The sequence below is a fragment of the Chloroflexota bacterium genome, from assembly GCA_020850535.1.
Lineage (GTDB): Bacteria > Chloroflexota > UBA6077 > UBA6077 > JACCZL01 > JADZEM01.
The window spans coordinates 1-13,397 of the sequence record JADZEM010000210.1 but is presented as its reverse complement, the minus strand read 5'-3'; the positions used below and the strand labels follow the sequence as shown (position 1 = coordinate 13,397).

General features: G+C 68.0%; 11 protein-coding genes. 7 read left to right on the top strand and 4 right to left on the bottom strand.

Annotation, left to right across the window (positions count from 1 at the left end; translation table 11 throughout):
* Positions 1 to 151 precede the first annotated feature (151 nt).
* The 3 genes from IT306_29355 to IT306_29345 all read left to right on the top strand — a co-directional run bounded on the left by IT306_29355 (position 152) and on the right by IT306_29345 (position 3,725).
* Positions 152 to 1,231, top strand: coding sequence for a J domain-containing protein (locus IT306_29355; GenBank protein MCC7372557.1), 1,080 nt, complete (start codon positions 152 to 154; stop codon positions 1,229 to 1,231).
* Positions 1,232 to 1,281: 50 nt separating this feature from the next.
* Positions 1,282 to 2,199: a homoserine kinase gene (thrB, locus tag IT306_29350; GenBank protein MCC7372556.1), complete on the top strand. Its 918-nt coding sequence runs from the start codon at positions 1,282 to 1,284 to the stop codon at positions 2,197 to 2,199.
* Between the two features lie 287 nt (positions 2,200 to 2,486).
* A complete protein-coding gene (locus tag IT306_29345; protein ID MCC7372555.1) occupies positions 2,487 to 3,725 on the top strand; it encodes an aspartate kinase in 1,239 nt (412 codons plus the stop codon).
* Between the two features lie 72 nt (positions 3,726 to 3,797).
* On the opposite strand, the gene IT306_29340 is transcribed toward IT306_29345, so the two are convergent.
* From IT306_29340 to IT306_29325, 4 genes are all read right to left on the bottom strand, one after another.
* On the bottom strand, positions 3,798 to 4,676 hold the full coding sequence (locus tag IT306_29340) for a carbohydrate ABC transporter permease (GenBank protein ID MCC7372554.1): 879 nt from the start codon (positions 4,674 to 4,676) through the stop codon (positions 3,798 to 3,800).
* Entirely contained in the window at positions 4,676 to 5,605 is a 930-nt protein-coding gene (locus IT306_29335; protein MCC7372553.1) for a sugar ABC transporter permease, read from the bottom strand. Before IT306_29335 ends, IT306_29340 begins: the two co-directional genes overlap by 1 nt.
* Before the next feature lie 95 nt (positions 5,606 to 5,700).
* Positions 5,701 to 7,050, bottom strand: coding sequence for an extracellular solute-binding protein (locus IT306_29330; protein MCC7372552.1), 1,350 nt, complete (start codon positions 7,048 to 7,050; stop codon positions 5,701 to 5,703).
* Between the two features lie 397 nt (positions 7,051 to 7,447).
* Positions 7,448 to 8,032, bottom strand: a complete 585-nt coding sequence (locus IT306_29325) for an ATP-binding protein (protein MCC7372551.1) — start codon at positions 8,030 to 8,032, stop codon at positions 7,448 to 7,450.
* 25 nt (positions 8,033 to 8,057) lie between these two features.
* Here IT306_29325 and IT306_29320 point away from each other — a divergent pair, with 25 nt between their 5' ends.
* The 4 genes from IT306_29320 to IT306_29305 all read left to right on the top strand — a co-directional run bounded on the left by IT306_29320 (position 8,058) and on the right by IT306_29305 (position 12,991).
* Positions 8,058 to 9,257, top strand: coding sequence for a hypothetical protein (locus IT306_29320; protein MCC7372550.1), 1,200 nt, complete (start codon positions 8,058 to 8,060; stop codon positions 9,255 to 9,257).
* A 121-nt stretch (positions 9,258 to 9,378) separates the two neighbouring features.
* Positions 9,379 to 11,262 carry a protein kinase gene (locus IT306_29315; protein ID MCC7372549.1) on the top strand — a complete coding sequence of 628 codons (1,884 nt, stop codon included), beginning with the start codon at positions 9,379 to 9,381 and terminating at the stop codon, positions 11,260 to 11,262.
* 41 nt (positions 11,263 to 11,303) lie between these two features.
* On the top strand, positions 11,304 to 12,140 hold the full coding sequence (locus IT306_29310) for an ABC transporter ATP-binding protein (GenBank protein ID MCC7372548.1): 837 nt from the start codon (positions 11,304 to 11,306) through the stop codon (positions 12,138 to 12,140).
* A 17-nt stretch (positions 12,141 to 12,157) separates the two neighbouring features.
* Positions 12,158 to 12,991, top strand: a complete 834-nt coding sequence (locus IT306_29305) for an ABC transporter permease (GenBank protein MCC7372547.1) — start codon at positions 12,158 to 12,160, stop codon at positions 12,989 to 12,991.
* Positions 12,992 to 13,397: the final 406 nt, after the last annotated feature.

The window sequence follows — 13,397 nt, the reverse complement described above, 5'->3', positions numbered from 1 at the left end:
GGGGGTCGGGGGGTGAGGGCCTCCCGGGGGGTGAGGGCCTCCGGCGGCAGCAAGTCGTCAGAGGCCTTCACCCCGCGAGCCTGACCGAGCATTGGCGCTGTGCTACACTCGCACGGCGGGTCGCCCCGTGGGTGAGGGGAGGAGGCCGCTGATGGCCGGATTCTTTTCGCGCAAGTCGAAGAACGGGGTCAGCACGCCCGCTGAGCCCGCCGCCGTCTCGCCCGACGCGCAGTCACTCTACGAGCCGATCCCGACGGCCTCCTCGCTGATCGACGAGCCGCCCGACTCCATCGCCGGCATTCCGGACCTCTACGGCGTGCTGGGCGTCGATCCGCGCTCCTCGGACGACGTGATCCGCTACGCCTACCGCAAGAAGGCTGCGAAGCTGCTGGATGCGCGCTGGCGTCCGGGGCGCGCCGCCCGGCAACTGGCTGAGGTGAACGCCGCCTACGAGATCCTCGGCAAGCCGGACCGTCGCGCCGACTACGATCGTCAGCGCGCGCGGCTCTCCTACTACCAGCAGGCCGCCCGCCAGGAGGTCGTCTCGGATGCGACGCCGGCTGCTGCCGCGTCCTCCGCCACGATGCGTACGCACGCCACCCGCTCGGCTGCGCCCTGGCGCGCGCCGCGTGCTCCGCGCGGCCTGTTGGAAGTGATCGCGATCATCGGGGTGGTGGCCGTGGCGCTGTACGCCGGCTACACCGTCCTCGGGAACGGGGCGTGGGTCAACCTGGGCAGCTTGCAGGACGCTGGTGCGGCGCTGGGCCTGCCGGTCAAGCCGCGCACCGCCCCCGAGCCAACCGTCGCACCGGTGCTCGCGCAGCCGTCGCCGACCCCACGTCAGGTGCTGGTGCCGCAGGTGGCAATCCCCTCGCCGACGGCGGCAGCGGCCCCGCCGCCAGCCGCCGCCCCGGCAGCGGGGCCAGTGCGGTCGTCGGCCCGCGTGAGCAATCCGGCCCCGCCGCGTCGCTCCGAGATCAGCGTGATCCTGCGCCTGACCCGCGACAACCGACCGCTTCCGAATGTGCCCGTCTACCTGGTGGCGCACTACCGGACGGTGGACGAGCGGTTCCCGGCCGGTGACGGCTCCGTCCCGACGAACGACCAGGGCGAGGCGACGATCACCTTCAACGTTGGCGATGCGACGGCCGGGCACCAGGTCAACGTGGACGTGATCGCCCAGGTTGAGGGCGAGACGGTCCAGACCCAGGCGTCGTTCATTCCTCGGTAGCGCAGCCGGGCGTGGGCACGGGGGCCGCGCAGCCCCCATAATCCCCATCCGTGCTGACTGTACGTGCGCCTGCTACCAGTGCGAACCTCGGACCCGGCTATGACTGCCTGAGCCTTGCGCTCGACGTGGCGAACGTCGTGGAGGCCTGGCCCGCCGCGGACGGCGTGAGCGTCGAGGTCGTCGGGGAGGGCGCGGCGCTCCTGCCCGGGGACGCCTCCAACGAGGTCTACCGCGCGCTCTCGGTGGTCTACGCCCGCCACGGGACGCCGCCCCCGCCGCTTCGGATGCGCTGCCACAACGTCATTCCGCCCTCGCGCGGGCTTGGCAGCAGCAGCGCGGCCCGTGCCTGCGGCCTGCTGCTGGCGAACCGGCTCCTGGGTGAGCCGTTCAGCCCGGAGCGGCTCTTCGAGATCGGGACGGAGCTTGAGGGGCACCCGGACAACATCGCGGCCTGCCTGTTCGGCGGCGTTCAGGTCTGCGTGACGGGACGGAACGGGCTGGAGCATCTCCAGGTGCCGGTGGCGTTCCCGCTGGCGACAACGGTCTACATCCCCGATTTTCCGATGGACACGCACCGCGCGCGCGGCCTGCTGCCGACCGATGTGCCCGTCCCGACGGCCGTCTTCAACATCAGCCGATCCTCGCTGTTCGTGGGGGCGCTGGCGACGGGCCGCACCGATCTGCTCCGCACGGCCACCGAGGACGCCATCCACCAGCCGCCGCGCAGCACCATCTTCCCCGCACTCCCGATCCTGATCGCGGCGGCGCTGGATGCCGGCGCCTACGGCGCGTTCCTCTCGGGCGCCGGGTCTTCGGTCATGGCGCTGGTGGCCCCGGATGCTGCCGAGACGATCGGCGCGGCAATGGCGGCGGCAGCCCGGCAGGCGAACGTGCCGGGGCGGCTGCTCCAGGCGGCCATCTCGACCAGCGGCGCTCATATCGAGGGATCACCTCCCAACAGCCAATAAACCTCGTTGTCCACAAGGCAGAAGCTACCGTGTTACACGTCATCCCAAGCGGAGTGAGCCCGCGAACCCTGCCCGTCATCCCGAGCGGAGTGAGCCTGCGAACACAGTCGAGGGATCTTCCTCGCGTAGTTACAAAGCGGAAGATCCCTCCGCTCCGCTCGTTCCTCGCGACGGTCGGGATGACGGGCGTAGTGTGCTCGTTCCTCGCGACGGTCGGGATGACGTCCGATCACATTCAACGTGGCGCCGTACTGGCTCACAGTTCAGGAAGGAAAAGGAATAGGTAGGTGACGAGCCAAGCCGGCAGGCAACTTATCGTCCAGAAGTACGGCGGCACCTCGGTCGGGAGCGCCGAGCGCATCATCGCCTCGGCCGAGCGGGTTGCCGCGCTCGCGGCCGAGGGCAACGACATGGTCGTGACGGTCTCGGCCATGGGCAAGACCACCGATCAGCTCATCCAGCTTGCGCGGCAGGTCTCCCACGACCCGGAGGGCCGCGAGCTCGACCAGCTGCTGGTGACCGGCGAGCAGGTCTCGGCAAGCCTGATGGCGATGGCGCTCATCGCCCGGGGGCGGCCAGCCGTCTCTCTGACGGGGGCGCAGGCCGGCATCCGCACGACGCGCCTCTTCACCAAGGCCCGCATCACGGATATCCAGCCAGAACGCCTGAAGCGGGAGATCGCGGCCGGCCGCATCGCCATCGTCACGGGCTTCCAGGGCATCACCGACGACCAGGACATGACGACCATCGGGCGGGGCGGCTCCGACACGACGGCTGTTGCACTGGCCGCCGCGCTCAAGGCGGACCGCTGCGAGATCCTCACGGACGTGGAAGGCATCTACACGGCAGACCCGCGCGTCGTGCCCAAAGCGCGCAAGGTCGACAGGATCTCGTACGAAGAGATGCTAGAATTGGCGAGCCTCGGGGCCAGGGTGATGCACCCCAGAGCTGTCGAGCTCGGGGAAGTGTACGACGTGCCGATCCTGGTACGTTCCAGCTTCGCGGACGCGCCGGGCACGCTCATCACTCGGACTGATAACGTGGAAGTTCGCAAGAACGTCCGGGGCATCGCCCACGACACGGACGTAGCCAAGATTCGTATCGTCGGCGTGCCGGACCGCCCGGGCGTCGCCGCCGCCATCTTCAACCCGCTGGCGGACGCGGCCATCAGCGTGGACGTCATCGTCCAGAACACCAGCCTGGACGGCAAGACCGACATGTCGTTCACGGTCAGCCGCGCCGAGCATGCCCGGGCCGCCGCCATCGTCGAGCAGATCGTGCCGAGCATCGGCGCGGCTGGCCTCGACCACTCGGACGGGCTGGCGAAGATCTCGATTGTCGGGACCGGCATGCAGAGCGCGCCGGGCTACGCCGCGCGCATGTTCCAGGCGCTCTCGGCGGCGGGCATCAACATCGACATGATCACGACCTCGGACATCCGGATCACCTGCATCATCGCAGCCGACCAGGCGAACGCGGCCGTCAACGCGTTGCACACTGCCTTCGCGCTGGATCAGGAAGACTGAAGCGGATCGAGGGTCATAGATCGCAGGCCGTGGGGGTGCGTCTCCCACGACCTACGACCCACGATCCAACACCTACCCCTTGACGGCTCCTGCTGCCAGCCCCTGCACCAGCATGCGGTTCGCCAGCGTGTAGAGCACCATCACAGGGATCGCCGCCAGCACCGAGCCGGCCATCATCGGTCCCCAGAGATAGATGTCGCCGCGGATCAGGCCGGCCAGCCCCACGGGCAGCGTCCGGAAGCTGTCCGAGGTGATGAACACCAGGGCGAACAGGAACTCGTTCCAGGCCAGCGTGAAGGTGAAGACCGCCGCCGCCACGAGGCCCGGGGCCGCCATCGGCAAGAGCACCAGCCACATCGATTGCAGCCGGCTGGCCCCGTCGATCTGGGCCGCCTCCTCCATCTCGGGCGGGATCCCCTTGAAGTACCCGATCAGCATCCAGGTGCAGAACGGGATGGCGAACGACTGGTAGCTCACCACCAGGGCAAGCTGGCTGTTCAACAGGCCGAGCCGCTGCATGATCATGAACAAGGGGATGAACAGCAGGCCGCCCGGAATCAGGTAGACGAACAGCACCGAGCGCGCGAGGGCCGCGCGGCCGGGGAACCGCAGCCGCACCAGGCTGTACGCGGCCAACGTCGCCATCGCCGTGGTCAGGATGGTGGTGACCAGCCCCACCGCCAGCGAGTTCGAGAGGTACAGCCCGAACTTCCACTTGTTGATGGCGGCATCGAACTGAGCCAGCGTGAACTTCTTGGGGAAGAACTCGATGGCCGTGCCATACATCTGGTCGTTCTCGGCGATGGACGAGCGGACCATCCAGTACAGCGGCAACAACACCACGAACAGGTAGAACGCGATGGTGGCGTAGACGATCATCCGCTTGGATCGGCCGCGCGAGGAGCCAAGCCAGGAACGGGATTCGGTTGGAGCTTCAAGTGTGCCTTGCATCAGGCCCGCTCCTCGTCGCTGTCCTGCAGGTAGCGCGTCAGGATGATGATGAGGCCCGCGAAGATCGGGACCGCCATCATGGCCGCTGTCGACGCCTCTCCGATGCGCCCGTTCCGAATCCCCTGATCGTAGATCAGCATCGTGAAGACCTCGGTGGCGTTGGATGGGCCGCCGCGCGTCATGATGAAGACCAGATCAAAGGTGTTCGCTGTCCAGATCAGCGACAGCATGCAGGTGACCAGCATGACGTGCCGCAACCCTGGCAGCGTGATGTAGAGGAAGCGGTGCCAGGCGTTCGCACCATCGACCTCGGCCGCCTCGTACTGCTCCGAGGGGATCGATTGCATGCCGGCGAGGTACGCAATGGCGAAGAACGGGAATCCCTTCCAGACGACGACGCTCATGACGGCGGCCATCGCGTAGCGGACATCTCCCAGCCACGAGATCGGCGCGTCGATCAGCCCGATGCCGAGCAAGGCCCAGTTGAAGAGGCCGTTCTGATCGTCGTACATCCAGCGCCAGATCAGGCCAGCCACGAAGGCGGGCACTGTCCAGGGCAGGAAGAGCAGCGCCCGGATGACGGTCCGCCCGAGGAACTGCTCGTTGAGCGCCAGGGCCATGGTCATGCCGACGAACGCCTTGATGGCGACGCCGACGACGGCCAGCAGCACGGTGTTCCAGATCATTCGGCCAAAGTTCGGCCACTGAGTCAGCCAGACGTAGTTCTGGAAGCCGATGAACTTCTCGGGGCTGCCGATCACCTTGTCGGTGAACGACAGGTAGATGGCCCAGGCGGCCGGGTACGCAACAAGTCCAACGATGAAGAAGAAGGCCGGCACCAGCATGGCATAGCCGAGCACCCACTCTTTGTGGCGTGCCGTCAAATCCCGATACCTGGTGTGGCGAAGAACCGTGCTCTGGACACTCACGGGTCACCCCCGGGCGGGGTTCCAGGTTCTGGGTTTCGGGTTCTGGGGGTGAGAATCCGCCCTCCCAGAACCCGAGACCCAGCACCCAGCACCTCCTACTTGTACTTCGAGAACACGTCTTCGGCGGTCTTCGCCAGCTCGTCGAGCGCTTGCTCTGGAGACCAGCCCTCAACGGCCATCCGCGCCGCCGCCGAGATCAGCGGCTGGCGGTTGGTGAACTCGGAGTACGCCTGAGTCGGCTGACCGGGGTGCCCAGCCAGAATGCCGGTCTTGGCGGCCTCGAGGAACGCCTTGCGGGCCGGGTTCTTCCAGACCTCATGGTCTTCCATGCCGGCCACGGCCGGCGAGGGGAACGCCAGCTCGATCCACTTCCGATACACGTCCTTGCTGTACAGGTGGCGCATGAGATCCTTGGAGAGATCCATCCGCCTCTGGTTGCCAGTGTTCAGGACCGCGAAGCCGTCGCGGACATACGCGGTGTTGAAGACGCCCTTCGGACCGCCCGGCGTGGAGGCCACACCGATCTTCGGCAGCATGTCCGGCTTGTTGGTGCGGAACCAGACCAGCGGGCTGGCCGGGTTCTGGATGAAGATGACCTTCTCATCTTGAAGCGCGGTGTTGTTGGCGGCGTTATCCCAGCCGGTGACGCCCGGCGGATACACGCCAGCGTCCCAACTGGTCTTGATGCGCGTCAGGAAGGCCAGCATCTCCGGCGTCTTGATGTTCGCCAGCTTGCTGTCTTCGTTGACGATCTTGCCGCCGTACCCGAGCATCATCAGGTGGAACGTGTCCTCGGCGTCCGTGCCGGCCTTGTTGAACTGGAAGCCGACCCCGTAGATGTTCGGAGGCGTCTGGAGCTTCTTCGCAACGTCGAACAGCTCATCCCAGGTCTTGGGGGCTTCCTTGACGCCGCCCGCATCGAGAATGTCCTTGCGGTACAGGATCATGTTGCTGTCAATGGAGTACGGCAGCATCCACTGCTTGCCGTCTCGGGTCACGATCCGCTCAGCAGGCTTGTAGAAGCCGCCCCACGCCTTCGAGAACTCGGCGTACAGGTCTGAGTGATCGATGAAGATGCCGGCCGGGTAGAACGCCGTGAATCGGCCGACATCCACCTGCGAGATGTCCGGCAGTTGCCTGGATTCGACGGCTGCCTGGAGCTTCTGGCGGACATTGTCGCCAGTCTCGCGGGTGATCTCCACCTCGACGTTCTTGCTCTTGGCCCACTTGTTGATCTCCTCGGTCTGGTAATCATCCGAGGGCGGGGCGAACGTTGCGTCTGTCCAGATGACCATCTTGTCGCCGCCCATGCCCGGGATCATCCCGCAGGCGGACAGGACCGGCGCGAGCGAGATCGCTCCCAGACCGACAGCGGCGGTCTTGAAGAGCGTTCGCCGAGTCATTCCACGGCGGGTCACCGTTGTCCCCATTCTCGTCTCTAGCATCGAGAACCTCCGTGTACTCCCCCAAGATGCCCCGTCTGTGCGACAAATCTGCCGGCACGCAAGGCCACGAGTCCTGCGCGACGTGCGACGTGGAACGACCAGGGGGGCGGTCGATCCTGGCAGCAGGCCGCGCCTACCGACCCCTCCCCCTCTTGTCAGAGTCGGCCCGGTCTGGCGCTATCGGAATCCCGCGCGACACCATGCACCTTCGCATGGACCCTCAAACGGCGAGTCTCTACCGCGTGGCAGCGACATCCTGGGCGCGAATGGGCACAGTATAGCGTTGTGCCGGCGCGCCGCCCAGCCGGCGGGGGCCGTTCGTGGACGGCGGGTCGACGGAAGACAGGATCGTTCCGTCCACGTGCCCGTTGCGCCCTGACCGAGCGTGCTGCAGTCGTCAGCCCTCGAGCTGGCGGCGCAGCAGCCGCAGCACTGGCGCCGGTGAGACCGTTGTGTTGACGACGACGTGCGGCCGGAGGACCGGCTCGGCGTCACGGCGCAGGCGCAGGTAGATCGGCCAGTCGGCGTCTGACTGGTCGGTCGGGCTGGGCGCCTCGATGCGCTGCCGCAGGCGCGCTCGGATGACGGCCTCCGGCGCGCGCGCCACGACCACGGCCAGCCGGGCGCCGGTCTGCTCGGCCAGCCTGTAGAGGGTGGTGCGGTGGCGCTCCTGTAAGTTGGTGCCGTCGAATACGACGCACTCGCCCCCTGCCAGCGCCTCCGCGATCATCCGGTGGCAGGCGTCGTAGACCGCCGACGCCTCGCCGGGCGTGTAGCGCGGGTTCGGGAACAACTGCTTGCGGACGGCGTCGGTCTGGATGAGGCGTGCGTCCAGCGCCGCGCTCACCTGACGCCCGAGGTACGACTTGCCAGAACCTGGCGCTCCAACCATCACGATCAGCGCCGCGGACTGTTTGCCGGGCGACGTCCTGCCCGTTCCTGCCCCGTTCGACATGCGCGCCAGTATACGACCCGGACGCATAGACGCTCCTGGTACAATGCCGCCCATGCTGACAGGATTTCGGGTTCTCTGGCGCGCCCTGATCCATTTCTGGGACGAATCGCTGCTGATGATCCGGACCAACGTCACGTGGTTCGTCGTCAGCCTGCCGCTGTACGTGGTCACCTCGGCCCTGACCGGCCTGCTGCTGACGCTGGCCGGGGCCTGGTCCGCGAGCGCCGCTGCTGTCGAGGGGGCGGCCACCGACGAGGGGTCGGCGCTGCCGTGGCTGCTCGGGGCGATGCTCCTGGTGCTGATGCCGCAGCCGGCCTCGGCGGGCGTCTATGCTATCGCCAACTTCGTGGTGAACGAGGAGACGCCCGAGTTCAACCTGTTCTGGCGGGCGCTCCGCACCCTCTGGAAGCAGGCGTCTGTCACCTATGTGATCGGGCTGGCCGTCTTCTTCGGGTTGCTGTTCAACACGTCGTTCTACATGTCCTCGGCGAACCCGCTGCTCAACGCCGTGGCGATCCTCTGGCTGTACGCCATCGTCTACTGGCTGACGGTCCAGATCTACGTCATGCCGCTGATGGTGGCCGCCGCTTTCCCGCCGCCGCCCCCGCCGACCGGCGACGACGGCTGGTCGCTGGACGGGGATTCGCGGGTGGCCGAGCCGCCGCCAGCCCCCGAGCCGGAAGACCTGCCGCTGCTGACGCTGTACAAGCGGGCGGCGATCCTCTCGCTGGCGAACCCGCTGTTCAGCCTGATTCTCCTCTTTGGCATCCTGATCGGGCTGGCGCTCAGCAGTTTTGCGCTGCCAGTCTACCCGCTGATCGTGATGTCGTTCGCGGCGCTGATCGGCTGCCGTGGCCTGCGCGGCCTGCGCGAGAAGTACTTCCCGACCGAGCTGCAGGGGCTTCAGGGCAAGCCCGGCGGGCCGATCTCCTCCCTGGAGCACCTGGTGATTTTCACCAGCGGAAACTCGCACGCGGTCCAGGACAGCCCGGCCCTGATCGGCGCGCTGGAGAAGGCAGCCAAAGCGCGGTCGTCGCAGGTGTTCGGGCAAGCGAAGCCGAACTACGTGTCGTACTCGCGGTTCCCGGCCGAGGTCGCCAAAACGGACGCGATTCCGGAGTCTGTCCGGGCGGCAATCGACAGCCAGTACGGCACCGGATTGCGTGACGGCCGTCACTATCCGTGTGTACGGTACTTTGACGAGCCGGGATCAGGCCAGTCGGTCGCCGTGTTTCTGATCTACAAGTCCTGATCGTGGCATGCTCTTGAGCGGATCGTTGCTGACTACCCGGGCGCCCGACGCGCAGCTGTCGCACGCCTGACCGCAGAGGCCGCACCCTGAACGAGCGAGCGCGTAGCGAGGAGACAGGCCGGTGACCGTCGGAGCGCGCGTGCTGGGCGGGCGGTACCGCCTGGGCGGCGTGCTGGGGCAGGGCGGGATGGCCGTCGTGTACCGGGCTGAGGACACGATGCTCGGCCGGACGGTGGCGGTGAAGGTGCTCCGCGAGCAGCTGGGCGCGGAGCACGAGTTCCTGGAGCGCTTCAACCGCGAGGCGCGGGCCGCTGCACGCCTGAACCACCCGAACATCATCCTGGTGTACGACGTGGGCCAGGACGGCCCCTCGAATTACATCGTGATGGAGTACGTGGAGGGGCATGACCTCCGCGAGCAGGTTCGCCAGCACGGCGCGTTGCCGACCGAGCAGGTCGTCGACCTGGGGTGCCAGATCGCGGCGGCCCTGGAGTACGCGCACCGCAAGGGGCTGATCCACCGCGACATCAAGACCCAGAACGTCCTGCTGACGGCTGACGGCAAGGTCAAGGTGGCGGACTTCGGCATCGCCGTGGCGCTCGGGGAAAGCTCGATCACGGCGGATGGGATGGTCGTCGGGTCGGTCCACTACATGTCGCCGGAGCAGGCCGAGGGACGCCAGACGACGCCGGCGTCGGACGTGTACTCGCTGGGCGTGGTGCTGTACGAGCTGGCGACGGGCCAGCTGCCGTTTACCGCTGAGTCGCCGCTGGCGGTGGCGCGGCTGCAGCTCCAGGCGACGCCGACCCCGCCGCAGCAGGTGAACCCGGCCGTCCCGCAGCAGCTTGCCGAGGTGATCCTGGCCTGCCTGGCGAAGGAGCCTGAGCCGCGGCCGGCTTCGGCGGCGCTGGTGGCGGCAGCGCTGCGTGGCCAGCGGTCCGTGAACACGGGCCAGCAGCCGGCGCTGGACGCGACGTCCGTCAACCCGGCGATGTTCGGGGGCATGCCCCCGTCGACGTCGGGCCAGACGCACCGGCAGACGGGGCCACAGCCGCGGCAGCCACTCGGGACGCAGGTGATCCAGTCCGGCACCGTGCGGCGGCCCCTCAGCGGGGAGCAGCCGTACACCAGTGGCCCGGAGGCCGGCCCGCGGACGGATGTGCTGATGCCGCCGCCGCGGCGCATCGGGGAGCGGCAGCCCCGAGATCGGCGAACGGGGCGGGCGGCTCGCCACGAGCGGCCGAGGCGGCGACGTCTCTGGCCCTGGGTCGTGGCGGCCATCGTGCTGGCTACGGTGGGGGTGCGGATCGGGACGGCGCTCGGCGAGCGGGTCAACCCGATGAACTACGTGCAAGGTCGCCCGACGCCCGCGCCCGTCTTTGTGGCGACGCCCGCCCCCACGCCGACCACGCCAGCGAAGCCCACGGCGGTGGCAAAGCCAGCAGTCCAGCCGACGGTCGCGCCGCCAACGGCGGTTCCGCAGCCGACTGCCCCGCCCCAACCGACGGCCTCACCGCCTCCACCAGCGACGGCCACCGCCGTCCCGAAGCCGACCACGCCGCCGCCACCGGCCGGGATGAAGGCGGTGCCGGGGGTGATCGGGCGGCCGGAGGCTGAGGCGGCGAAGCTGATCCGCGATGCCGGCCTGACGGTGAAGGCTGAGGAGCGGCCGTCCGCGAACGCCCGCGAGGGCACGGTGGTGGCGCAGGATCCGCCCGGAGACCGTCAGGTGCTGGAGGGCAGCACGGTGGTCATCGTGGTGGGGCGTGGCGGTGGCGGCGGTCTGCAGCCGAAGCCGGCCCCGAAGGAGGGGCTGGTGCTGGTCCCGAACGTCGAGGGGATGGACGAGCGGGAGGCGCGGCGGATGCTGGAGGGGATGGGCTTCACGGTGCGGGTGCGCCAGGACAACGCGCCGGGCCGCAAGGGGCAGGTGATCAACCAGAACCCGGAGGCCAACAACAGCGTGCCTCCGAAGGCGCTGGTGGTCATCACCCTCGGGACGTAGCGCGGGGCCGGCGGTCGGCGCTCTGGTAGACTTCCGCCAGCATGGTGACAGACGCGCCGGCCGCTGTCTCGACGGGTGAGGACGCCCGTCCGCCGAAGATCGTCGTCGAGCGTCTGAGCAAGACGTTCCGGGCGCGGAACGGCGTCGTTCAGGCGTTGCAGGACATCGATCTGACCATTCCAGAGGGGCAGTTCTGCTGCATCGTGGGGCCGTCTGGCTGCGGCAAGACGACCTTGCTGCGGATCCTGGCCGGCCTGGAGGAGCAGGCCGAGGGCCGCATCGAGATGGTTCACGCCGATCCGCACCGGCCGCTGACTTCGATGGTCTTCCAGGAGCAGTCCATCTTCCCCTGGATGAGCGTCTACGACAACGTGGCGTACGGTCCACGGATGCGCGGCATCTCCGGGCGGCAGTACCGCGAGCAGGTCGAGTACTACATCGAGAAGGTCGGGCTGACGGCGTTCCGGAAGGCGTACCCGCACCAGTTGTCGGGCGGCATGAAGCAGCGCGTCTCGGTGGCGCGGGCGTTCGCCAACGCGCCCGAGATCCTGCTGATGGACGAGCCGTTCGGGGCGCTGGACGAGCAGAACAAGAGCCTGCTCCACGAGGAGCTGCTGCGGATCTGGGAAGAGTCCCGCCGGACGGTGGTCTTCATCACCCACAGCATCGACGAGGCGCTGGTGCTGGGCGACCGTGTTCTGGTGATGACCGCCCGTCCCGGGCGGCTGAAGGCGGACATCTCGATCCCGTTTGCCCGGCCGCGTGGCGCGTATGAGCTGAAGGCGACGCCGGAGTTCGGGGAGCTGTCGTTTACGGTCTGGAGCCAGTTGCGGGATGAGGTGCTCCAGGCCCGGGCCGCCGAGGCCACGGCCGAATGAGTGCGGGCGGGGGCCGGGTGAGCGCGAGCGCCGGCCGGATGAGCGCGGGCGGCGTGGTGCGCGTTCGCACAGCCAGCCAGCGGCGGGCGGTCGTCTCGCGGCAGGTGGTGGAGAAGGTCGTTGCGCTGATCGCGCCGATCCTGCTGCTGGCGCTCTGGGAGGCGGCGGCGCAGGCCCGGCTGATCAATCGCGGGTTCTTCCCGGCCCCCTCGACGATTGCTGCCTCGTTCCTGGTGCTGATCCGCACGACGCTCCCCACGGACATCAGCATCAGCCTGGGGCGCGCCGCCATCGGGTTCGTCATCGGGGCGCTGCCGGCGCTGCTCCTGGGTGTGCTGATGGGTCTGATGCCGCTGGTGCGGGCGGCGCTTCAGCCGATTGCTGGCGCGCTGTTCGCGATCCCGAAGGTGGCGATCGTGCCGCTAGTCATCGTGATCTTCGGATTGGGTGAATCGTCCAAGTGGGCGATCATCGCCAGCGGCGTCTTCTTCCAGGTGCTGGTCAGCACGACGGCCGGCGTGGCGAACATCGACCGCATCTACCTGGATGTGGGCCGCAACTACGGCGCGAGCCGCCTCGCCACGATCTGGACGATTGCGCTGCCAGGGGCGCTGCCGGTCATCTTCGCGGGGGTCAAGCTCGGGTGGGCGGTCTCGCTGCTGCTGCTGGTGCAGGCCGAGATGGTGGCCGCCAAGTCCGGGCTGGGCTACCTGATCTGGAACTCGTGGCAGATCGGGCGGATCGACGACGTGTACGTCGGCATCCTGACGGTGGCGGCGCTGGGCATGCTCTCGTTCTGGCTGCTGGATCAGCTCGAAGCGTGGCTGATCCCCTGGCGGAGCCGGCAGTAGGGCGTGGGGCGTGGGGCGTGGGGCGTGGGCGATGGTGAAAGTGTGCAACTCACAGTTGTCATCCTGAGCGCAGCGAAGGACCTCACCCGCTGACCGTCACGTGTCGTGTTGGTGGGTGAGATCCTGCGTTGTGCTCGCAAGCTCGCTTCACTCAGGATGACATGGTGCGGCGCTAACGTCGCTTACCATTGTCTGGTGCGGCAGTTGACGGTCAGCGGGTGAGGTCCTTCGCTGCGCTCAGGATGACAATTGCAACTTGCACGCTTTCACTGACATACTCGTACCGCTGACCGCTGACCGCTGACCGCTGACCGCTGACCGCTGACCGCTGACCGCTGACCGCTGACCGCTGACCGCTGACCGCTGACCGCTGACCGCTGACCGCTGACCGCTGACCGCTGACCGC